The sequence below is a fragment of the Curtobacterium sp. MCBD17_032 genome (assembly GCF_003234855.1).
Classification (GTDB): Bacteria; Actinomycetota; Actinomycetes; order Actinomycetales; family Microbacteriaceae; genus Curtobacterium.
The window spans coordinates 453,928-475,876 of the sequence record NZ_QKTO01000001.1 but is presented as its reverse complement, the minus strand read 5'-3'; the positions used below and the strand labels follow the sequence as shown (position 1 = coordinate 475,876).

Here is a 21,949-nt window from a genome sequence, read left to right as displayed (position 1 = left end):
TTGGCGATCAGTGTCACGACGCCGAACACGGCGAGGACACCGGCGACGACGAAGACGTCGAACACGTGGGACTCCTGGAGATCGGGTCGTCCGCGGCGGCTGCCGAGGACTGCACCACGAGTGGTGCGTACCGATGGTGGGTCCGGTACCGGGCCTCCTCGCCGTTCCTAACGGTTCCCTGACGGACGCGTGTGCGACGCATGCGCCCCGCTAACGGAGCACCCGGTCACCGGACCGACGGCCTGTCGGTGTCCACCGCCGCCCGCAACTGGTCGGCCAGCGCCGTCGTCGCGGTCCGGAGCTGCTCGGGCCCGACCACGGTGAACGGCACGGTGAACGCCGCGAGCCGGGCAGCGAGGGCAGACCACGACCACGAGCCCGTCGTCAGCCGGCACGAGCCGGCGTCGAGTCCCTCGAGCACGGCGTCGTCGTCCACGTACGGCGTGACGGTGCTCGCCGGGACGTGCAGGACGGCGGTGCCGATGCACGGCCAGTGACCGACGTCCCCGTCAGCACCGGGGTCGGCACCGCGGAACCGCGCCTCCACGAAGGCCGCCGCGTCCCCACCCGGCACCGGCCGAGGGGCGAACGCCGGTCCGGTCGGCGTCCGCGGGTGCATCCGGTCGATGCGGTAGGTGCGCCAGTCGTCCGCCTCGGGCGACCAGGCGAGGAGGTACCAGCGACCGGCGCGCGCGACCACGGCGTGCGGTTCGACCCGGCGGGGCGGCCGGTCGTCGACACCGTCCGCGGGCCAGGCGGACGTGTACCCGAACCGGAGCACCTGGCACGAGCGGACGGCGTCGCTCACGGCGACCAGGACCGCGGGGTCGACGACGGTCCGCCCCGGGGCCGTCACGACCTCCACGGTGTCGATCCGGTGCCGCAGCCGCGAGGGCATCACCTGCCGGACGGTCGCGAGGGCACGCGCCGCGGCGTCGGCGATGTCCGCTCCGGACGCCGGTGCGACGGCGAGCGCCAGGGCGACCGCGACGGCCTGGTCGTCATCGAACAGGAGCGGCGGCAACTCCGACCCGGCGGCCAGTCGGTACCCACCGGCGGGGCCGCGGAGGGACGTGATCCGGTAGCCGAGCTCCCGGAGACGGTCGACGTCGCGGCGGACGGTCCGCGGGCTGACGGCCAACCGGTCCGCGAGCACGTCGCCGGCCCAGTCGCGTCGGACCTGCAGCAGGGACAGGAGCGTGAGCATGCGTGAGGACGGCCCGGACATGGTCCGAGTCTGCCGGTGGATCCGGACACGATCTGACCGCATCGGGCGGGAGGCTCGTCAGCAGCGCGGCCGGAGCGGTCGCCACCAGCACGAGGAGTCGTCATGACGTTCACCATCACCCCGCACCTCAACTTCGACGGTCAGGCCCGGGAGGCCCTGTCGTTCTACGCCGCTGCGTTCGGCACCGAGGCCGCGATCGCCACGTACGGCCAGACGGGCGCCTCGGACGACCCGGCCTGGGCCGACCGCGTCGTGTTCGGTCAGGTCGAACTCCCCGGCGGTGCCCGGGTCATGGCGTTCGACGTCTGGCCGGGACAGCCGTACGACCAGGGGGCGAACGCGTCCTACGTCTACCTGGCCGCGACGGACGACGCCGAGCTCCGTTCCGCGTGGGCCGGGCTCGCCGAGGGCGCCGAGGTCCGGCAGCCGCTCGGGCCGTCGGCGTGGTCGCCGCTGGCCGGTCAGCTCCGCGACCAGTTCGGCGTCGTGTGGGCCTTCGACGTGCCGCAGCAGCAGTCCTGACCCACCTCGACCGGGCGTGCCACGGGCGCGCCCGGTCCGTATGGTGGGGCGATCGACGACGTCCGCGACCAGCCCGTCCCGGCAGGCAGGACGTCGGCACCGCTGTTCCGGGTGCGCATCGCGACGTGGCGGTGGGTGTTCCTGCTCGTGGTCGGGATCATCGTGGCGCCGATCAGCCTGTTGCTCGTGGTCGGGGGCATCGTGACCGCCGGGGACGCCGAGGACGGGCCGGCGATGCTCGTCGCCGGGCTCGTCCTGCTCCTCGTCGCCGCCGGGGTCGTCGTGCTGTGCGTCGGGCTGGCGAGGACCGCGATCGACGTGCACCCCGGGATGCTCGTCGTGCACGACGGGTTCCGGAAGCCACGCGAGGTGCACCCCTCCGCGATCACCGAGATCCGCTTCTGGCCCGCCGGTCGCTACCCGGGCGTGCAGGGCCGGAACAGCAAGGGGCAGGACCTGTTCCACGTCGCGACGATCGCGGTCAACGCCCCGCGGCTCGCCGAGTGACTCAGCGTGCACACGCCGGAGGCATGGACCGAGTACCTGCGGGTCTTCCAGCGCTGGACCACGGCCGGGGCGCTCAGCGGACCGGCACCCATGTGCTCACGGTCACCGCGGCGGTGACGGTCGTCGCCGCGAAGACCGCGTCGGCCGGGACGTGGTGGTGACTCGGTCCCATGTGCACCACGTCGTGCACGTCCTCGGCGGTCAGGTCCGTCGTCCAGGTCAGGTCGTCGCTCGTCCGGAGCGTGAACGCGGGCGTGAGGGACCCGAGCAGGCGCCGCTCCTTCTCGGGGTCGACGCTGATGGTCGCCTCCGCGAGTTCCGCGAGATGTCCGACGCGTGGTGTCACGACGGCGAGCACCCCGGCGGGGTGGAGCACGCGGGCGTACTCCCGCTGGTTGCGCGGCGCGAAGACGTCCAGCACGACGGCGGCCGCGCCGTCGACGACCGGGAGGCGCTCGGTCACGTCCCCGACGACGGCCCCGCCGCGCGCATGGACGCGCGCCGCCCTGCGGATCGCGACGGCCGACAGGTCGAGGGCGACCCCGAGCCTCCCGGCCGGATCCGCACCGTCCGCCGGTCCGGTGGCGGTCCCGGGTGCGGTGGCGGTCGCGGCGCCGGCGGCGGCACGGGGTCCGGTCGCGGCACGGGGTCCGGTGGCGTCGAGGACGTGCGCGAGGTAGGTGCCGGGACCGGAACCGACGTCGAGGACGATCCCCGGCGCCGACACCGCGACGGCGACGTCGGCGAGCGCCCGCTCCACCGGCGCGTAGTGCCCCCGTCCGAGGAAGCGGATGCGCGCGTCCACCATCGCCGGGGTGTCCGCCGTGAGGGCCCGGCGCTTCGCGGGCAGGAGCGTCAGGTGGCCCTGCTTGGCCTCGTCGTACCGGTGTCCGTGCGCGCAGCCGGCCTGCCCCGGAGCGGTGCGGGCGAGGGGCTCGGCGCACACGGGACACGCGAGCACGGGGAGGAGGTCGTCGCGCACCGGTCCAGGGTACGGGGAGCCGCGGCTGCCCGGGCAGCTGACCGGTACCACCAGGGCCTCGCTCCCCGGAGGTCCGGCTGGCAGGATCGGTCCGGTGAAGACACTGGAGTTGCCACAGACGGACCTCACCGCCTCCGACGTCGTCGTCGGGCTGATGCGGATCAACGACATGAGCGACGAGGACATCCGGTCGCTGTACGCCGCCTCGCGCGACGCCGGCGTGACGATGTTCGACCACGCGGCCGTCTACGGCGGCTGGCACGGCTGTGAGGAGCGCTTCGGCGCTGCGGTCACGCTCTCCGCCGCCGAGCGCAGCGAGATCCAGCTGCAGACGAAGGTCGGCATCCGCCCGACGGCGGGCGGCGCGTACTTCGACTTCTCCTACGAGCACATCATGTCCTCGGTCGAGGAGTCACTCACCGCCCTGCGCACCGACTTCATCGACGTCCTGCTCCTGCACCGCCCGGACGCCCTGGTCGAGCCGGACGAGGTCGCCAAGGCGTTCGACGAGCTCCACGCCGCGGGCAAGGTGCACCACTTCGGCGTCTCGAACCACACCCCCGGGCAGACCGAGCTCCTGAAGCGGTCCGTGCGGCAGCCGCTCGCCTTCAACCAGGTGCAGCTGAGCATCACGCACGCGAACGTCATCACCCAGGGCCTCGTGGCGAACATGGCCGGCCTCGACCAGTCGATCGACCGCGACAACGACATCCTCAACCACGCCCGCCTGCACGACGTGACGCTGCAGGCCTGGTCGCCGTTCCAGAAGGGCTTCTTCGACGGCGTCTTCCTCGGCGACCGCGAGCAGTACGCGGAGCTCAACGACGTGCTCGACGAGGTCGCCGCCGCGCACGGCGTCACCCCGACCGGCATCGCGGTGGCGTGGATCACCCGGCACCCCGCGCACTTCCAGGTGGTGCTCGGGACGACGAACCCGCAGCGCGTCCGGGACTCCGCCGCGGGCTCGGACGTCGACCTCAGCCGCGAGGAGTGGTACCGCATCCTGACGGCAGCGGGGCACACGGTCCCCTGAACCGACCGCGGGGCGTGCGTCCGTTAGGGTCCTCACGTGACAGAACGACTGAGCCACGCCGAGATCGTCGCCGAACCGGCCAACCGCGTCCGTTTCGGGTACAACGCCGCACTCGACGGGCTCCGCGCGATCTCGGTGTTCGGCGTCATCGCCGGGCACGCGCACTTCAACGGACGGCTGGCCGGCTACCACGGGGTGACGGTCTTCTTCGTCATCAGCGGGTACCTGATCACGAGCCTGCTGACCGGCGAGCACGCCGAGCACGGACGCATCGCCCTCGGGCGCTTCTTCCGACGTCGCTTCGCGCGTCTGGCACCGGCACTCGTGCTCGTCGTGCTCGTGACGGTCGCGTGGCTCCTGCTGATCCGCGAGCCGATCGAGACGTGGTGGGCCGGCCCGGTCGGCGCCCTCACGTACACGTCGAACCTCATCCAGTACTTCTCCGGCAACGGTTCGGTCGGGTTCTACTTCCAGTACACGTGGTCACTCGGGCTCGAGGAGCAGTACTACCTGGTGTGGCCCCTGCTCCTGGTGCTCCTCCTGCGCTTCCGCTCCTCCACGGTCGTGCTGTGGGTCCTCGGTGTCGTCTACGTCGGCCTGTGGGTGCTCCGCTACCTACAGGACCGCTCGCTCCCCACCCATGAAGCGCAGTTCTACGGGCCGATCTCGCACGCCGACGCCCTGGTCCTCGGCTCGATCCTGGCGATCGTGCTCGAGCGGTGGTCCGGCACGAAGTGGCTCGAGCGGGTCGTGATGGTCGCGGGGCCGCTCGGGTTCATCCTGCTCTGCTACGTCGCCGTGGCGTCGCCGTCGGGCCTGCCCGGCCTGCGGGTCATCGACGCGATCGGGTTCGGACAGACCGCCCTGGCCTCCGCCGCGGTGGTCGCCTGGCTCGCGCTCGAGCGAAACGGCTTCCTCGCCCGGTTCCTGTCGCTGCGTCCCCTGGTGTTCCTCGGGAAGCTCTCCTACGGCCTGTACCTCTGGAACCTGCTGGCGGTGTTCGCCTTCGTGAAGGTGGCCGGGCACTTCCCGGGCCAGTCGAAGTTCCTGGTGATCTGGCTCGCCGGGCTCGTGCTCGTGGCGTGGCTGTCCTACCGGTTCGTCGAGACGCCGCTCCGACTGCGCTGGGCGAAGCCCGGGGTGCACGCGATCGTCGGCGTGAGGCGCGGCGTCGACGAGCCGCGCGCCGCGAAGGTCGGCTGACGCCGAACTCCGGGAGGACGGTCGTCCTGCCCGGGAGCGCTCAGCGCTGCTCGTCGGACGCGCGCGCAGCGGCCTCGGCCGCCCCGGACCCGGCGCCGCCCCGGCCGCGGAGCACCGGTGCCGCGGCCGGGTCGGTCGACCCGCCGGACACGACGTCGAACCGGATGCCGAGCGCTGCCGGGTCCTCGTCGAGCTCGAGCCCGTCGCTGCTGACCTGGTCCTCGGGGATGGCGCGACCCTTCGACGGGTCGAACGCGCTGCTCATCGACATCCGACGAGCATGCCCGGTGTGCCCGGGAGTCGTCGCAACGTCGCCTGACTAGGAGCCGAGGTCCTCGGGGTGCAGGCGGTCGCCGGGGTGGGGCGTCCGGAAGACCGGGCCACCGCCGGCCTCGTCCTCGTCGTCGTGCCGGACCGGCGAGTCGCCGGGGTCCCCGGTCGCCTCGGCGCCGGAGACGTCGGCTCCCGACGGCTCGGACCCGGACGACTCGGATCCGGACGACTCGGTCCCGCCGGAGCTCCCGCGGGCCTCCTCGACCTCGAGTTCGTCCTGGTCGGAGCCGTCCACGGGGACGTCGCTGCCCTGCTGCATGGGATCGAACGGTGCGCTCATCGACATGGGTCGAGTGTGCTCCTGTCAGGTGGACAGCGCGTGCGGACTGTCCGGCGGGCGTCAGCCCCGACCGGGAGCATCGCCGGACTTGCCGGGTCCACCACCCTCACCGCCACCCGGTCCGCCGTTCCCCTTGCCCGGGTCGGCCGGCACCTGCTGCGAGGTCGTGTCCACGCCGGTGTCGAGCGGCTCCTGGACCGGCAGGGTCGTCTCGACACTCGGCTCGGGAACCGACGTCGGCAGCTGTTCGGCGGGCTCGCTCGGCTGCTCCTCGGCAGGCTCGCTCGGCTGCTCCTCGCTCGGCTGCTGGGCGGGCTCGCTCGGCTGCTGCTGGGCGGGCTCGCTCGGCTGCTCCTCGGCGGGCTCGCTCGACTCGTCCTCGGACGGCTGCTGCTCGGCGGGCTCGCTCGACTGCGTGTGGCTGGGCGTGCCGTCGTCCCGGCCGAGCGCGAGCGCGGCGACGAGCACCCCGGCGACGAGGAGCACGGCGAGGACGACCACCGGCAGCACCCAGCGCTTCCGCCCACGCTCCTCGGGCGCACCGCCTGACGGACCGGCCGGCACGGCTGCGGTACCGCTCCGTCCGCCAGCACCACCGGCGGAGCCGGCACCAGCTGCGGCGCCGGCCGCACCGGGACCGGCGGCTCCCGGCGTCCCGAGCACCGTCGTCGCCACGTCGTCGTCGGCACTGCGGGCGGACTGCGTGGGCAGGCGCCTGGTCGCCGTGTCCGCGTCGGAGGCTCCGCTCACCGGCATCGCGCGGGTCGCGTCGTCCGCCGACGCGGCCCCGGCGCCGGCCATTGCGGCCGCGCCGAGCGCCCCGGCACCGGCGGCTGCCCTCGTGAGCGCCCCCGGGCCTCCCGGCAGGAGCTGGGTGGCGGGCGCGACGTCGTCCCGGCCGAGCGCTCGGAGGCGGGCTGCCGCCTCGGCGGCCGAGGGCCGGTCCTCCGGGTGCTGCGCGGTCATCACGTGCAGGAGCGTCCGCCACGCCGTCGGCAGGTGTTGGTCGATCTCGGGAGCCCGCGCGAGCCGGGCGGTCGCGGCCTCGACGGCGCTGCCGGGGAAGGCCTGCTTGCCGGTGAGGGCCTCGAGGAGCATGAGCCCGAGCGCGTACACGTCGGCCTCACCGGACACCGGCTGGCCGAGGACCTGCTCGGGGGCCAGGTAGGCAGCCGTGCCGATCACGGTGCCGGTGCCGGTGACCCGTGCGGCGTCGCGGAGCAGCGCGATGCCGAAGTCGGCGAGCTTGACGTGCTCGCCGTCCTGCTCGAGCAGCACGTTCGCGGGCTTCACGTCGCGGTGCACGATGCCCTGTGCGTGCACGGCGGCGAGGCCCTCGGCGACCTGTGCGCCCACGCGCGCGGTCGTGGCTGGGTCGAGCGGCCCCTCCCGCAGCCGGGTGGCGAGGTCGCTCCCCGGGACGAGTTCCATGACGAGGAACGAGTCGCCGTCCGCGGTGTCGAGGGCCGCGTCGAACAGCGTCACGAGGTTCGGGCTGCGGAGGCCGGCGAGCACGTGGATCTCGGCCTCGGCCCGCGCCCGCTCACCGTGGTCGACCGGTCCGATGCGGAAGAGCTTGACCGCGACCTCGCGTCCGAGCTGCTCGTCGACGGCGCGGTACACCGACGCCATCCCGCCGTGTCCGAGGGTCCCGGTCACCCGGTACCTGCCACCGATCAGCCGTTCTTCCATGCAGGGGAACCTACCGGGCCCAGCTGGCGAGGACGCGCAGCCGGGTCAGGACGGGGTGGGCTCCGCTCCCCGGTGCAGCGCGGTCAGGTACAGCCGGTGGGCGGTGACCACGAGCGCCAGCCAGGCCAGCCCGAGCGCCCAGGCGGCCAGCACGTCGGTGGTCCAGTGGTGTCCGAGGAACACCCGCGAGGCCCCGACGGACACGACGAACAGCGTGCCCGCGACGATCGTCCAGACCCGGGTCACGACGCGGCTCTGCCGGAGGAGCAGCAGGTACACGATCGTGCCGACGATGACGGTGGAGTTGAGGGTGTGCCCGGACGGGAACGACGGCGAGTGTTCGTACGGCGGGACGGCGTCGGACAGCGGCGGACGGGCGCGCCCGATGAGGTCCTTGCCGGCGATGGTCATCGCGAGCGACCCGGCGCTGGCGGCGACGAGGAGCACGAGGGGCGTCCACGCGCGGCGCTGGACCGTGAAGCCGACCAGGAAGAGCACGGCGACGATCGGCATCCCGATGGTCCCGGCGATGTCGGTCCACCACGTGACGCCCCGGTCGAGCACGGGTGACCGGAGCGTCAGCATCCAGTCGAGCACGGGGCGGTCGAGCGCGGCGACGTCGTCGGCCTCGCGCACCGCGTCGTAGACCTCGGACGCGGCCCACGTCGCGGTCACCGCGACGCCCATCCCGACGAGCAGCGTCAGCACGAGCAGCGGGAGCGCCCCGTACCGCCGACCGAGGCCGGCCCACGCGTCGGCGACGGACCGACCGGCGCGGGACCGCCAGCGGGTGAGGTCGACGTCACCGACGGTCCGGTCGGCGCGCTCGCGGTCGGTCCCACCGATCACCGGGGTGCGTCCGGAGGGGGTGTCGTGCTGTTCCATCCGGCCAGCCTGCCCTCCTGCGGCTGGGGAAGCGCGAGCGGTGGTCCGCCTACTTCGCCTCGGAGTAGGCGTCGACGACCGCGACCGACAGCGGGAAGGTCACGGGGAACCCGCCGAACATGATCCGGCCGGCGTCGACCGCGGCGGCGCGGACCTGCTCGGCCACCCACTCCGCGTCCGCGGCGGGCGCGTGCACCACGAGCTCGTCGTGCACGAAGAACACGATGTGCGGCCCGGCGGTGACCGACCCCGATGTGCGGCCGGCCAGGCGGGTCCTGAGTCCGCCCATCCAGGACAGTGCCCACTCGGCAGCCGTTCCCTGCACCACGAAGTTGCGGGTGAACCGTCCCCAGCTCCTGGCCCGGGACTCGACGGCACGCTGCATGCCCGGGGACCCGTCCACCGAGTAGGCGCGGTTCCGGGCCTCGAACCAGGCCGCCTCGGGGACCGGCGAGGTCCGGCCGAGCCGCGTCGTCACCGGTTCGCCGCGTTCCCCGGCGCGGGCGGCCTGCTCGACCAGGTCGAGTGCGCGCGGGAAGGCCCTGGCGAGCCGGGGGACGAACCGGCCGCCCTCGCCCTGGGTCGCGCCGTACATCGCGCCGAGCATCGCCGTCTTGGCCTGCTGCCGCGTCTGCACGGCGCCCGACGCCACGACCCCGTCGTACAGGTCCTGCCCGTCGCCGGCCGCAGCCATGTCGGTGTCGCCGGACATCGCCGCGAGGACCCGTGGTTCGAGCTGGGCGGCGTCCGCGACGACGAGCTTCCACCCGGGGTCGGCGACCACGGCGGCGCGGACCTGCTTCGGGAGCTGCAGGGCACCACCGCCGTTCGCGGCCCACCGTCCCGTGACGACCCCGCCGACCACGTACTCGGGGTGGAACCGGCCGTCGCGCACCCACTCGTCGAGCCAGGTCCAGCCGTTCGCGGTGAGCAGCCGGTACAGCCGCTTGTACTCGAGCAGCGGTCCGATCGCCGGGTGCTCCAGGTGCTGCAGCTCCCACTTCCGGGTGCTCTCGACGACGAGTCCGGCCCGCCGCAGGGAACGCAGGACGTCCGCGGGCGAGTCCGGGTTGAGGTCACGGTCGTCGAGTCGCTCACGCAGGACGTCGGCGAGTTCCTCGAGCTTCCGCGGTCGGACGCCGTACGGCACCCGCGGTCCGAGGGCGTCGGCGAGCAGGCGCTCGTGCACGTCCGTCCGCCAGGGCAGACCGGCGTGCTTGACCTCGGCCGCGACGAGCGCGCCGGCGGACTCCGCGGCCAGCAGCAGGCGGAGCGCACCCGGGTCGGTCGCGCCCGCCACGGCCTCGAGCTGTGCCCGGAGTTCCACGACCGGGTCGAGGTCGCCGTCGGTCGGAGCGAGCGCGAACAGGTCGTCGTCGAAGAGCGACGTCTGCGTGGCGGGGGCGGGGCGGGCCTCCACGGCGGCCGGCGCGTCCCATCCGCTCGCCGGTGCCTGCGCGAGGGCTGACCCGCGAGCGGCCAGCGCGGTCCGGAGCACCCGGTGCCCCAGGCGCAGGTCCACGCAGCGCGCCACCCGGCCGCCGGTGGCGAGCACGGCCGGGTACCAGCGCGCGGTGTCGGACCAGACCCAGCGGACGCCCGGCCCGTCGGTCGCGGCGACGAACGCCGGGAGGTCCGACTCGGCCAGGCGCGTCGGTGCACCGTCCGGCCGTCCCGCGTCCGTCAGGGGCGTCGCGGTGACGCCGCCGTCGACGGAGGCGAGGACGATGTGCACGGGTCGATTCTGCCGTGCACCACCGTCCACACCGCACCGTCACCCGTCGGCGGACCCGCCGCCTCCCCGCGTCCGCCGGACGGTGCGCCCGGCCAGCAGGACACCGCCGCCGAGTGCGAGCAGGCCCGCGGCCGCGACCACCGCCCCGAGGAGGTCACCGCCGGTGAAGGCGAGCGCCGGAGCCGCTCGGGGTCCGGACGGCGGGGCGGCCGGACCGGGGCCGACGACCGGGAACGACGCGGAGACGTCGGCGGACCGGACCGCCGCCGTGCCCGCCGGTGTGGACGGGTCCGCCGACGGGGAGTCGGAACGACCGACGGTGCCGTCCGCGACCGCCACGAAGTCGACGTGTCCCCGGGCCGCATCGGCCGCGGTCACCGGACGCGCCCGGTCCGCGACGCACGTCGTCGACGCCCCGGGGTCGAGCTCGGCGGCCTCGCAGGTGACCGGTCCGGCCGCGGCACTCGTCACGCGGACGGTCGAGGCGCCCAGGTTGCTCGTGTTCGTCACGCGGTAGCGCGATGCGACGGAGTCCCCCGCGTGCAGGGGTGCCGCCGACGGCGTCCAGTCACCGCGCAGGTCGAGGGCGGAGGCCGCGCCGAGACCGACGACGACGCTGTCGGTCGCGCGGAGCGCGGCACCGTCCGGTCCCGTGGCCTCGGCCGTCTCCGTGAACGGGACGGTCCCGCGCTCGACGTCGTCCTGGGTGAGCACCGTCGACGGGACCCGGCACGGGACGCTCGCGCCCGGTGCGAGGTCACCGGCGGGGCACTGCACGGGCAGGTCGGAGCGGTCGTCGAACGTCGCTCCGGGGTCGGTGAGTGTGACGTTCCCGGTGTTCGTGACGGTCAGCCCGACCTCGACGCCGTCGCCCGCATGCGGCACCGGGTGCTCGCTCGCTGCGAGGTGCGCGGTGACGTCGGTCGCGAGCGCCGGGGCCTGCACGGGCTCGACGGCGTCCGCCGCCTCCGCGGTGACGGTCGCGCCGGAGGGGTCGGTCCCGGTCGCCGCGCTCATGAACGCGACACGGCCGGCGTCGATGTCCGCCTGGCCCAACCGGTGGCCCGGCACGGAGCACGAGACGGTGGCGCCGGGTGCGAGCGGAGCGTCCGGGCACGACACGGAGACGTCCGGGTGGCTCGTCAGACGCAGGGTGGTCCCGGTCAGGGTCGTCGTCCCGGTGTTCGTCACCGTCGCCGTCAGCGCGACGACCTGCCCCGGTTCGGACGGACCGTCCGCGGGGAGCCGCGCGCCGAGTGTGGTCGCGATCGCCGGACGACGGTCGGTCGGCTGGTCCGCGGTCGCCTCCGCCGTCACGGCGGCTCCGCGCGGCGACCTCGCGGTCGCCGTGACCGCGTCGTGCACCGGGCCGCGGTCGACCTCCTCCTGCGTGACGGGCCGGGAGGCGGTGGTGCAGTCCGTCGACGCGCCCGGCGCCAGGGCGGTCGCCTCGCAGGCGACCGCGCCCCGTGACCCGGCGACGACGAGGTCGTGCACCGGTCGTCCACCCGTGTTCGTGACGGTCTGTGCGAAGCGGAGGGCGTCGCCCGGGTCGGCCTGCCCGTCGCCGTCGGCGTCGTCGAGCACCGGCCGGTCGGTGACGGCGATGCCCGCGTCCTCCGCACGGAAGGTCACCGCGGTGTCACCGGGGGCGTCCAGTCCGACGCGCTCGGTCACGCTCCCGGCGGTGAGCGCGTAGGTGGCCGCAGTCTCGCTCGTGACGTCGACCGCCACCGTGCAGGATGCCTGCCCGGACCGGAGCGCACCGGTGACCGCGACGTGGTCACCGGCGGGCTCGGCGTCGACCTCGCTGCCGGCGCAGGTCGTCTCCGTGCGCGGGTCGGATGCGAGTTCGAGGCCCTCCGGCAAGGCCTCCCGGAACGACCAGCCCGCCTTCGCCCCGCCCTCGCTCGTGTTCTGCACGGTGTACGTCAGCCGTGCGGTCTCGCCCACGTACGGGGACGACCCGTCGAACGCGTGATCGAGCGCGGGGGTGGCGTCGTACACGGTGACGCCGTCGACGGCACCGTCGTTGCCCACGTCCCGGGACTCGGCGTTGCGCATCACCCAGCCGAGGGTGTCACCGGTGAACAGCGCGGCGGCGTCGGAGACGAACCGGCCGCCGCGCACCGTCGTGCCGAGCGCGGTGTAGGTCCTCGACCCCGGTGACGTGCACGGGTCGATGGCCGTGCCGGTCACCGGGTGCTCGGTGGTGCCGTCGAGCAGGCCGAAGCCGAGCCGGGGGTGCGCGGCGTCGGCGCACGAGGTCGCCACCGCGTCCACGCCGAACGTGATGAAGCGGTCGGAGACGGGCAGCCGGAGCGGCGACGCGGTGCGGATCTGGACGCCGCCCGCCGGCACGGGCCGGTCGAGGGTCCACGCGCCGACGCCGTGGTTCGTCGCGGGGTCGGACCCGTTCACCTGGCCGAGCGCGTGGTACAGCGGCGCGAGCTGCGGACACGGCAGGCCCGGTGTGGACGCGGACGCGACGACGCCGTTGCACTGGTCGAGGTCGATCCAGCCCGGGTCGGCCGTGTAGCGCTCGCCGTCCGGTCCCACGTACCGGTCGAGCGGCGTCGGTGCCGGCCCCACGTCGTGCTCGAAGTCCTCGGACAGCAGGACCCGCGGCGCATGGCGCCCGTCCACGTCCTGCGCGGGCACCGTCTGCCGTGCGCGCGGGCCGGGGTCGAGGGCGGTGGCCGGGCCGGTCGCGACGAGGACCGCGGCGGTCGTGGTGAGGACGGTGACGGCGAGCAGGGCCGTGGCCGCGACGACGGGGCGGCCCGGGCGGTGTGCGGTGGTCATGTCCCGGACGGTACCCGAACACTGACGTTCCACATACCACCATCGCGGTTCCGGTGTGGCAGTCGGGCTGGTACCGGCCGGTCATCGCGGGAACGCGATGTCCGGCCGCGGGTCGGCGCAGTCCCCGGGCTGGCGCTGTCCCCGGGCTGGCGCAGTCCCCAGGCTGGCGCAGTCCCCAGGCTGGCGCAGTCCCCGGGCGGGGTCAGTCCCCCGGTCGGACCGCGGCGCTGTCGGCGACGTCGATGCGGACGTCGCCGGACGCGGTCTCCTCGACCTCGACGCGCGGTGCTTCGTCGTGCTCGTCGGACCCGGACATCCGGCGGAAGGTGTCCTGACGCCGCTCCTCGAAGGTCATGTCGACGCCGTCGTCCAGGTGGTCTCGGTCGGGTGCGCTCATGCCCCTGACGGTACGCGCGACGAGCGTGCGTCGCGTGCAGGTCACGGACCGGCGACCGGTGCCCATCCGGTGGGCTCGGTCCAGTGCCCACCGGCGGCCCAGCGCTCGTGCACCGCCCGCTGCAACCGGCCGACGGGCTCTGCCCGACGAGCTGCCGCCAGGTCCGTCCCGAACACGAACTTCGCGACCGACTCGTCGCCGACCGCGGCGTCGTGCCCCGCGTCCTCGTGCGACCGGTCCGGCAGCGGTCGGAAGCGCGCCGCGAACCGCGCGGTGTTCGAGGCCGGGCCGAGAGCGTCCGCGACGCCGGGGTCCAACAGCCACGACGAGCACACCCAGACCGCCACGGTGGTGCCCGGGTCGAGGGTCCGGAGCACGGCCGGCGCCGCCGCGAACGAACGGTCGCAGGCATCCGGGTCGAGCGGCCCGACCTCGGGGACGTGCACGCCCCACGCCGGGGTCCCGTCCGGCAGCTGCGCGTGCCGCTCGAACTGCAGGCGCCCCACGGCCACCACGCGACCGGTCGCGACCTGGCACAACCAGCCGAGGCCGGTGCCGTCGAGGCCGTACCGGTCGGCCTTCCGGTCGACGTCGGCGACGCTGGCCGCCGCGTCCGCAGGACCGAGCCCGCGGGCGACGAGCTCCCGCTCGGTGTCCGGCAGCACCGCACGGAGGGCCGCCACGAGTGCCGCCTCCCGGCCGGCCGCGTCGAGGTGGCGCACGCTCGCCTCGAGTGCCGCCGGGAGCCCCGCGGCGTCCCCGGCCGTGCCGACGGCGGCGGTGAGGAGCGCGACGGGGTCGGGGCGGGCCCCCCGTCCGGCACCGGACCGACCGGACGAGGCCGCGCTCACTTCAGGCCGGAGGAAGCGAGTCCGTCGATCACCCGGCGCTGGAGGACGATGAACAGGACGAGCACGGGCGCCATCGCCATCAGGCTCGCGGCCATGAGCAGCGGGTAGTCGATCGTCCGGTCGGACGACAGGGTGGCGAGCCCGGCGGCGAGCGGCATGTCCTCGGCACGGGTGGACACCACGAGCGGCCAGAGCAGCTCGTTCCAGGACCACAGGACCGTCGTGATCGCGAGGACGCTGATCGACGGTCGTGCCAGCGGCAGCATGATCCGCCAGAAGGTCTGGAAGGGGTTCGCGCCGTCCATGCGCGCGGCCTCCTCGAGCTCGGCCGGCATGTTGAGGAACGCAGTGCGCATGAGGAACGTCCCGAACGCGCTGAACAGCCCCGGCGCGACGATGCCCGCCAGGGTGTCGAGCCACCCGAGCCCCTGCACGATCTGGTACTGCGAGATGAGGTACACCTGCGACGGCACGAGCAGGATCGACAGGACGATCCCGAGGATGACCGCGCGCCCACGGAACCGCATGCGCGCGAAGGCGTACCCGGCCAGGGTGCAGAGCACGATCTGTGCGGCCGTGCGGATGAGGGTCACCCAGATCGACGTGCCGAGCTGGCTGAGGAACGGCAGCCGGTCGAACACGCGGGCGAAGTTGTCCCATTGCAGGTCGCCCGGCCAGAAGGTCGGCGTCGGCGAGGTCACCTGCGCGTTCGTGGACAGCGCCATGATGATCTGCCACAGGAACGGGAACGCCATGACGAAGCCGCCCGCGCCGAGCACGAGGTGGATCCACCAGTGGCTCCCGCCGCGGCGACCCGGACGCGGTTCCGCGCGGTCCCGGGTGCGGCCGGCGGCCTCCGCCGCCGCGGTGAGCTTGCTGCCGTGCGCCTCGATGATGCCGGTCATGACTGGACCCACTTCCGCTGGACCCGGAACTGCACGACGGTGATGATCCCGATGAGCACGAAGATCACCATCGCGATCGCAGCCGCGAAGCCCTTGTCGTTGTCGATGAACCCGGCGCTGTAGAAGTAGAAGACGAGGGACATCGTCTTCGGGATGACCGGGTTGGTGGAGCCGAGGATGGCGTAGAGCAGGTCGAACAGCTGGAAGCTCGAGATCGTCGTGATGATGAGCACGAAGAAGATGCTCGGCGTCAGCAGCGGCACGGTGATCGAGTGGAACTGGCGCCAGCGGCTCGCCCCGTCGAGTTCGGCCGCCTCGTACAGCTCCGGCGGGATGTCCTTGAGCCCGGCGCCGAGGATGATCATCGAGAACCCGAGGGACGACCAGAGCCCGACGAGCGAGACCGCGACGAGCGCGAAGCCCGGGGTCGAGATCCAGAACGGCCCGTCGATGCCGAACAAGCCGAGGAACCAGTTCACGATGCCGAAGTCGCCGTTGAACATGATGCGCCAGACCAGGGCGATGGCGGCGGGCATCGCCACGTACGGCAGGAAGAACAGCACGCGGTAGAACTGGGCGAACCGCAGCCCCGGGGTGTTCAGCAGGCTCGCGAGCCACACCGCGACCGGGATGCCGAGCAGGACGATCACCGTGTAGACGATCGTGTTGACCAGCGACTGGTACAGCTGCGGGTCCGTCAGCAGGCGACCGTAGTTCGCCAGGCCGGTGAAGCTCGAGCCGCCGAAGACGCCCCAGCTCGTGAACGAGTAGTAGAACGTCTGCAGGATCGGCCAGATGAAGAACGTGGCGACGCCGACGAGCAGCGGCAGGACGAACAACCACGGCCAGACCCCGTCGGTTCGTGGCGCCTGCTCCCGCCGGGCGGGTGCGGTGGGGCGGTTCTCGGGCGGCGGGGACGCCTGCACGGCGTCCGGTCGCTGGGTGTGGATCGTCATCAGGTCGCTCCTCGGCCAGGGCGGTCGGATCGGGTGGTCCGGGTGGTGCTGGTGCTGCGGGTGCCACGGCCCTCGGCTCGCGGCGGGGTGTCGGCCGGTCGGGTGGTTCCCGACCGGCCGACGACCGTCACTCCTTCGCGAGTGCGGCGTCCATCTTCCGGGCGAGCTCCCCGGTCACCTCGTCGACCGGTTCCGAGCCGTCGAACGCGCTCGGCAGCAGGTTCGTCTCGAGGGTGTTCCAGGCGGCGGTGTTCTTCGACACCGGCAGCGGCTTCGCGTAGTCGACCGCGTCGAGGAAGACCTGCAGGTCGGCGTCGGGCATGGTCTTCGTGAAGGCGTCCTGCGTGCCCTCGTACGCGGGGATGACCGCGCCCATGTCGCCCTGCTGCTGCTGGGCGGGCTTGCTGGCCAGGTAGGCCTGGAGTGCCTGCGCGGCGGCCTTGTCCTCCGACCCCTCCGCGACGACGTTCGAGACGCCGTGGATGACGGTCGCCTGCTCCTTGCCCTTCGGCAGCGGGTAGGCGACGACGTCCTGCTCCATGTCGGAGCCGATCAGCGCCGACCGGAACCAGCTGCCGCCCTGGTACATCGCGACCTTGCCGGAGGTGAACCACTGGTCCGCCGTGGTGTCGGTCAGCTGCTTGATCGAGGGCGACGCGCCGGACGCGATCAGGTCGGTCCAGAAGCCGATGCCCTCCTGGGCGGCCTTCGTGTCGTACGCCGACTCGTCGCCGTCGATGACGGAACCGCCGGCCTGGAAGATCGTGTCGTAGTAGGTCGTCTGGCCGTCCATGCCCGCGGCTGCCCCGTAGGCGCCGTCCGCCTTCAGCTTCTCGGACAGCTCCGCGCCGGTCTCCTGGAAGTCGTCCCAGGTCCAGTCCTTCGACGGCATGGCGACGCCGGCCTTCTCGAACAGGGCCGTGTTCATCCAGACGCCGATCGTGTCGAAGTCCTTCGGGACGCCGTACTGGGTGCCGTCGTACGTGTACAGCTGGTTGAGCGCGTCGGAGTAGTTCGCGGGGTCGATCGCGCCGGACTCCACCTCGCCGGTGATCGGGGCGAGCTTGCCGTTGGCCGCGTAGAGCTGGAAGTTCGGGCCGTTCATCCAGAACAGGTCGGGGAGCGTGTTGCTCGAGCCCTGGGTCTGCAGCTTCGTGAAGTAGTTGGCGTACGGCGTGACGTCGACGTTCACCGTGATGTCCGGGTACTCCTCGTTGAACCCCTTGATGTTGGCCTTGATGGCCTCCACCTGGTTCTGGTCCCAGACGGCGTACGTCAGGTCCGCCTTCGTGTCCTTCGCGACCTTCCCCGAGCCGGAGTCGGAGGACCCCGCGGAGGAGGCGCTGCTGCATCCGGCCAGGAGCGCGACGGCACTGACGGCGGCTGCGAGACCGAGCAGTGCGCGGCGTCGGCCGCGGCCCGGACGGGCGGTGGGAGCGGTCATCGGGTGGTCCTTTCGGGAACGTCGTCGCGGTCGGGAGTGGTCGCGAAGTGTCGGAGGGTGGCGTCGGAGAGCGGCGGGACGTCGACGGGGACGGAGCCGTTGCGGAGCGACTGGGTGGCGAGCGCCCCGGCTGCGACGGCGGCCCGCGCCGCGACCGGCGACAGGGTGGTCGGCGTACCGAAGGCGACCGAGCGGAGGAACTCGGTCATGGTGAGCAGGTCGGCGTCGGCGTGGCCGTCCTCGACCCCGTCGATCGGGTACTCGACGTCCCCGGCCACGTCCCAGTTGCGGCGGCGGTTCCAGACCCTGACCACGCCACCACCGGTGTCCCCGGTGTTCTCGAGCCGCCCGCGGGTGCCGATGACCGTGTAGTTCCGCCAGTAGTCGGGCGTGAAGTGGCACTGTTCGTAGCTCGCCTGCACGCCGTTCTCGAGCGTCATCATGACCATCGACACGTCCTCGACGTCGACGACGGGGTTCAGGCCGGTCTGTTCGGCGGGCGGCCAGTTGTCGAACGAGAACCAGTCGGTCATGAGTTCGTCGCTGCGGTCCCGGCGGTCGGTGACGTCACCGTAGACCGACAGCGACCCCATCCCGACGACACGGCTGGTGTACGCCCCGGCGAGCGCGTGCACGACGTCGAGGTCGTGGCTGGCCTTCTGCAGCAGGAGCGAGTTCACCCGGCTGCGGTCGGCGTGCCAGTCCTTGAAGTAGTAGTCGCCGCCGTTGCCGACGAAGTGGCGCACCCACACCGCCTTCACCTCCCCGATCTCGCCGCGTGCGATCACGTCGCGCATCAGGCGCACGACGGCGGCGTGCCGGAAGTTGTGCCCGACGTAGAGCGGGGTGCCGGTCTCGGCGGCGGTGTCGAGCACGGCGTCGGCGTCCTCGAGCGTGATGGCGAGGGGCTTCTCGAGGTAGACGGCGATGCCGGCGCGGAGCAGGTCGATCGCGATCTCGGCGTGGGTCCAGTCGGGGGTGGTGACGATCGCGGCGTCGACCGCGTTCGGGGCACCGCCGGTGCCGATCAGGCCGCGGTGGCCGTCGAGGACCGTGGCGTCCGGCCAGGCCTCGGCGGCTCGCTCCCGACCGGACGCGGTGACGTCGGCAGCGGCCATGATCCGGGCGTCGACCCCGTCCGCGTCGAGTCCGGCGGCGGCCACGTGGTGGGCGATGGACGACCGCTGGCCGATCCCGACCACACCGACCCGCAGTGTGCGCGTGCTCGTGATGCTCATCTCGCTCCCTTGCGTGATTGTGACGGCCATGATGCCAAATCGATCATGAATGCACAATATGCGCTCATCGATCGCTCACGGAAGCGAGATGCGCGGGTTTTACACGCCGGAAACGTCGCGCCGATCGGCGGGGTGGCACGGCACAGCCCCCAGCGGGTCCGTCGATCCCGCGGGGGCGAGCTCCGGCGTGGCGTCAGTCCGCGACGACGAGCTCCACACCGGCGGCGGACAGGTCCGCGGCGAACGGGGCGGGGACGTCCCGGTCGGTGACCAGGACGTCGATGCGCTCCAGCGGACAGATCCGCGCGAAGGTGGAGCGCTCGATCTTCGTCGAGTCGGCCACCACGACCACCCGGCGTCCGACCGAGGCGAAGTGGCGGCTGACCTCGGCCTCTCCCTCGTGCATGGTCGTCGCCCCGTACTGCCCGGTGAGTCCGTCCACGCCGAGCACGACGACGTCGAGTGCGAACTCGTCCAGGGTGTCGCGGACCAGGGGGCCGATCAGCTCGTACGACTGCCGTCGGGCCACGCCGCCGGTCACGACGATCTTGACGTTCGCGCGGACCGAGAGCTCGTACCCGATGTTGAGCGCGTTCGTGACGATGGTGATGCCGTACTCGCCGTCGGCGCGGAGGAAACGTTCGCTCTTGCCGAGTTCCCGCGCGACCTCGGTCGTGGTCGTCCCGCCGTTGAGCCCGACCGTGTCCCCGGGCGCCACGAGCGCCGCCGTCGCCCGGGCGATCGCGGTCTTCGCCTCGGCCTGTCGGACGATCTTGTACTGCAGGGGCAGCTCGTAGCCGGTGCCGAGGGCGGCAGCGCCACCGTGCGTCCGGGTCACGAGGCGCTGGTCGGCGAGCGTGGCGAGGTCGCGTCGGGCGGTCGCCGCGGAGATCCCGAGCGCGTCACCGATCTCGGTGATCGAGACGTTGCCACGATCGCTCACCAGCTCGAGGAGGGCGTTCAGCCTCTGCTGCGGGGTCATGGCGTCATCCTACGGGCGGCACTCCGAACCCGCGTGATCGGAAATGACGTTTTGTACTTGCATCGCGCACGATCGATCGTCATGCTGGCTCGTACCGATCACCAAGGATCGGTCCGACCGGAAGGACTCCATGTCCGACACCTTCGTGAGCGCAGAGCTGGCAACGCAGCCGGACTCCTGGCGCTCTGCCGCGGCCCTGCTGCCCTCGTTCGTCGACGTGCTCCCCCAGCCCGGCGAGCGCGTCGCCGTCGTCGGCTGCGGCACGAGCTGGTTCATCGCGATGAGCTACGCCGTCGCCCGTGAGTCCGCCGGCCTCGGCGTGACCGACGCCTTCGCCGGCTCCGAGTACCCCCTCGACCGCGAGTACGACCGCATCGTGACGATCTCCCGCTCCGGCACGACCACCGAGGTGATCGACCTGCTGCGCGCCCTGCCCGGACGTCGAACCGTGCTCCTCACCGCCGTTCCGGACAGCCCGGCCGCCGCGGACGCCGACCACGTCGTCGCGCTGCCGTTCGCCGACGAGCGCTCCGTCGTGCAGACCCGCTTCGCGACCACCGCCCTCGCGCTGCTCCGCGCCTCCCTCGGCGAGGACGTCGAGGCCCTCGCCGCCCAGGCGGAGACCGCCCTGACGGTGCCGATCGACGACCTGCTCGACGCCGAGCAGGTGACGTTCGTCGGTCGTGGAGCCGCGGTCGGCCTGACGTCCGAGGCCGCCCTGAAGACGCGTGAAGCCGCCCAGTTCTGGGCCGAGTCGTACCCGTCGATGGACTACCGGCACGGACCGATCGCGATCGCGCAGCCCGGGCGGCTGGTCTGGTCGCTCGGCGCGGTGCCGGACGGCCTCGCCGACGACGTCGCGGCGACCGGAGCGCGCCTCGTGCACCACGACCTCGACCCGCTCGCGGGACTCGTCGTCGTGCACCGGTTCGCGGTCGCGCTCGCCGAACGACGCGGCCTCGACCCGGACCACCCGCGCTCGCTCACCCGTTCGGTCATCCTCACCTGATGACCGCGCGCGGGGCGGTGCTCGGGGTCGACGTCGGCGGCACGGGCACCAAGGCCCGACTGACCGCCGACGACGGACGGTTGCTCGGCGAGCAGCGCGTCCCGACCCCGCGTGACGACCCCGCCGCCGAGGCCCTGGCCGTCGTCGTGGCCGAGCTCGCCGTGCACGCGCGCTGGGTCGCCCGACAGCACGGCGTGGCACTCGACGCCGTCGGCCTGGTCGTGCCCGGCGTGGTCGACGAGGCCGCCGGCCGCTCGGTGCTGTCCGTGAACCTCGGCTGGCAGGACGTCCCCATCCACAGCCGGGTCGCCGCGGCACTCCGGGCGACGGGCACCGACGTCCCGCTCGCGTTCGGCCACGACGTCCGCGCCGGCGCACTCGCCGAGGCACAGGCCGGAGGGCTCGACCACGGCACGGTCGCGTTCGTCCCGGTCGGGACCGGGCTGGCGAGCGCGCTGGTCGTGGACGGACGGGTCGTCAGCGGCGACGGCTGGGCGGGGGAGATCGGCCAGGTCCGCATCGCGCACGGGCCGCACGCGGGCCTCCGGGTCGAAGAGGTCGCCTCTGCGGGTGCCGTCGCCCGGCGGAGCGGCGTCCCCACCGCGCACGCCGCGATGCTCCGCGTCCTCGACGGCGACCTCGTCGCCCGCCGGGCGTGGGACGACTGCGTCGACGTGCTCGCCGACGCGCTGGCCTGGCTGACGGCCGCCGCGGGCTGCCACACCCTGGTCGTCGGCGGTGGACTCGCGCAGTCCGGTCCGCTGCTGCTCGACCCCCTCACCGCGGCGCTGAGCGACCGGCTGGTGGGCGTCCGGGTCCCGGCCCTCGTCGGCGCACGACACGGTGACGCCGCCGGCGCGATCGGTGCCGGACTCCTGGCACGGGAGCTGCTCGGGCGCGACCTCCGCGCCCGTCACCAGCGCGTCGACGACGGCCCGACCGCGGTGTCGGCGTGACGACGC

The 21,949-nt window shown here is 73.3% G+C and carries 21 protein-coding genes; 6 read left to right on the top strand and 15 right to left on the bottom strand.

What is annotated here, in order from left to right; genetic code table 11:
- Positions 1 to 226: 226 nt before the first annotated feature.
- Positions 227 to 1,228, bottom strand: a complete 1,002-nt coding sequence (locus DEI91_RS02355; RefSeq protein ID WP_111050746.1) for a YafY family protein — start codon at positions 1,226 to 1,228, stop codon at positions 227 to 229.
- Between the two features lie 102 nt (positions 1,229 to 1,330).
- On the opposite strand from DEI91_RS02355, the gene DEI91_RS02350 reads away from it, so the two are divergent.
- The gene (locus tag DEI91_RS02350; protein WP_111050745.1) at positions 1,331 to 1,750 is read left to right on the top strand and encodes a VOC family protein; all 420 of its coding nucleotides are present in this window, start codon (positions 1,331 to 1,333) and stop codon (positions 1,748 to 1,750) included.
- A gap of 111 nt (positions 1,751 to 1,861) precedes the next feature.
- Positions 1,862 to 2,257: a hypothetical protein gene (locus DEI91_RS02345; protein WP_111050744.1), complete on the top strand. Its 396-nt coding sequence runs from the start codon at positions 1,862 to 1,864 to the stop codon at positions 2,255 to 2,257.
- 73 nt (positions 2,258 to 2,330) lie between these two features.
- Here DEI91_RS02345 and DEI91_RS02340 read toward each other — a convergent pair whose 3' ends face one another.
- A complete protein-coding gene (locus tag DEI91_RS02340; RefSeq protein WP_111050743.1) occupies positions 2,331 to 3,239 on the bottom strand; it encodes a putative RNA methyltransferase in 909 nt (302 codons plus the stop codon).
- A 94-nt stretch (positions 3,240 to 3,333) separates the two neighbouring features.
- Between DEI91_RS02340 and DEI91_RS02335 the strand changes: the two genes are divergently transcribed.
- Together DEI91_RS02335 and DEI91_RS02330 are read left to right on the top strand one after the other, a co-directional pair.
- A complete protein-coding gene (locus DEI91_RS02335) occupies positions 3,334 to 4,272 on the top strand; it encodes an aldo/keto reductase family oxidoreductase (protein ID WP_111050742.1) in 939 nt (312 codons plus the stop codon).
- A 36-nt stretch (positions 4,273 to 4,308) separates the two neighbouring features.
- Positions 4,309 to 5,475 (top strand): acyltransferase, encoded by a 1,167-nt coding sequence (locus tag DEI91_RS02330; protein ID WP_111050741.1) that lies wholly within the window; start codon positions 4,309 to 4,311, stop codon positions 5,473 to 5,475.
- A gap of 40 nt (positions 5,476 to 5,515) precedes the next feature.
- Here DEI91_RS02330 and DEI91_RS02325 read toward each other — a convergent pair whose 3' ends face one another.
- The 13 genes from DEI91_RS02325 to DEI91_RS02265 form a co-directional block, all read right to left on the bottom strand.
- Positions 5,516 to 5,746, bottom strand: a complete 231-nt coding sequence (locus tag DEI91_RS02325; protein WP_111050740.1) for a hypothetical protein — start codon at positions 5,744 to 5,746, stop codon at positions 5,516 to 5,518.
- 48 nt (positions 5,747 to 5,794) lie between these two features.
- Positions 5,795 to 6,094, bottom strand: a complete 300-nt coding sequence (locus DEI91_RS02320; RefSeq protein ID WP_111050739.1) for a hypothetical protein — start codon at positions 6,092 to 6,094, stop codon at positions 5,795 to 5,797.
- Positions 6,095 to 6,148: 54 nt separating this feature from the next.
- Positions 6,149 to 7,780 (bottom strand): serine/threonine-protein kinase, encoded by a 1,632-nt coding sequence (locus tag DEI91_RS02315; RefSeq protein ID WP_111050738.1) that lies wholly within the window; start codon positions 7,778 to 7,780, stop codon positions 6,149 to 6,151.
- 45 nt (positions 7,781 to 7,825) lie between these two features.
- Positions 7,826 to 8,665, bottom strand: coding sequence for a phosphatase PAP2 family protein (locus DEI91_RS02310; protein ID WP_111050737.1), 840 nt, complete (start codon positions 8,663 to 8,665; stop codon positions 7,826 to 7,828).
- Between the two features lie 49 nt (positions 8,666 to 8,714).
- Entirely contained in the window at positions 8,715 to 10,400 is a 1,686-nt protein-coding gene (locus tag DEI91_RS02305; RefSeq protein ID WP_111050736.1) for a bifunctional 3'-5' exonuclease/DNA polymerase, read from the bottom strand.
- Positions 10,401 to 10,439: 39 nt separating this feature from the next.
- A complete protein-coding gene (locus DEI91_RS16130; RefSeq protein WP_181439439.1) occupies positions 10,440 to 13,205 on the bottom strand; it encodes a hypothetical protein in 2,766 nt (921 codons plus the stop codon).
- A 202-nt stretch (positions 13,206 to 13,407) separates the two neighbouring features.
- Positions 13,408 to 13,602 carry a hypothetical protein gene (locus DEI91_RS02295; protein ID WP_146244175.1) on the bottom strand — a complete coding sequence of 65 codons (195 nt, stop codon included), beginning with the start codon at positions 13,600 to 13,602 and terminating at the stop codon, positions 13,408 to 13,410.
- Positions 13,603 to 13,643: 41 nt separating this feature from the next.
- On the bottom strand, positions 13,644 to 14,453 hold the full coding sequence (locus DEI91_RS02290; protein ID WP_111050734.1) for a hypothetical protein: 810 nt from the start codon (positions 14,451 to 14,453) through the stop codon (positions 13,644 to 13,646).
- Entirely contained in the window at positions 14,450 to 15,358 is a 909-nt protein-coding gene (locus DEI91_RS02285; protein ID WP_258374256.1) for a carbohydrate ABC transporter permease, read from the bottom strand. The genes DEI91_RS02290 and DEI91_RS02285 overlap by 4 nt, the downstream gene beginning before the upstream one ends.
- A complete protein-coding gene (locus DEI91_RS02280; protein ID WP_111050733.1) occupies positions 15,355 to 16,314 on the bottom strand; it encodes a carbohydrate ABC transporter permease in 960 nt (319 codons plus the stop codon). The genes DEI91_RS02285 and DEI91_RS02280 overlap by 4 nt, the downstream gene beginning before the upstream one ends.
- Positions 16,315 to 16,441: 127 nt before the next feature.
- Positions 16,442 to 17,758 carry a sugar ABC transporter substrate-binding protein gene (locus DEI91_RS02275; RefSeq protein ID WP_111050732.1) on the bottom strand — a complete coding sequence of 439 codons (1,317 nt, stop codon included), beginning with the start codon at positions 17,756 to 17,758 and terminating at the stop codon, positions 16,442 to 16,444.
- The gene (locus tag DEI91_RS02270) at positions 17,755 to 18,996 is read right to left on the bottom strand and encodes a Gfo/Idh/MocA family protein (RefSeq protein WP_111050731.1); all 1,242 of its coding nucleotides are present in this window, start codon (positions 18,994 to 18,996) and stop codon (positions 17,755 to 17,757) included. Before DEI91_RS02270 ends, DEI91_RS02275 begins: the two co-directional genes overlap by 4 nt.
- Before the next feature lie 193 nt (positions 18,997 to 19,189).
- Positions 19,190 to 19,978 (bottom strand): DeoR/GlpR family DNA-binding transcription regulator, encoded by a 789-nt coding sequence (locus DEI91_RS02265; RefSeq protein ID WP_111050730.1) that lies wholly within the window; start codon positions 19,976 to 19,978, stop codon positions 19,190 to 19,192.
- Positions 19,979 to 20,108: 130 nt separating this feature from the next.
- Here DEI91_RS02265 and DEI91_RS02260 point away from each other — a divergent pair, with 130 nt between their 5' ends.
- Together DEI91_RS02260 and DEI91_RS02255 are read left to right on the top strand one after the other, a co-directional pair.
- Entirely contained in the window at positions 20,109 to 20,987 is an 879-nt protein-coding gene (locus tag DEI91_RS02260; protein ID WP_111050729.1) for an SIS domain-containing protein, read from the top strand.
- Entirely contained in the window at positions 20,987 to 21,943 is a 957-nt protein-coding gene (locus tag DEI91_RS02255; RefSeq protein WP_111050728.1) for an ROK family protein, read from the top strand. The genes DEI91_RS02260 and DEI91_RS02255 overlap by 1 nt, the downstream gene beginning before the upstream one ends.
- The last annotated feature ends 6 nt before the right edge of the window (positions 21,944 to 21,949 follow it).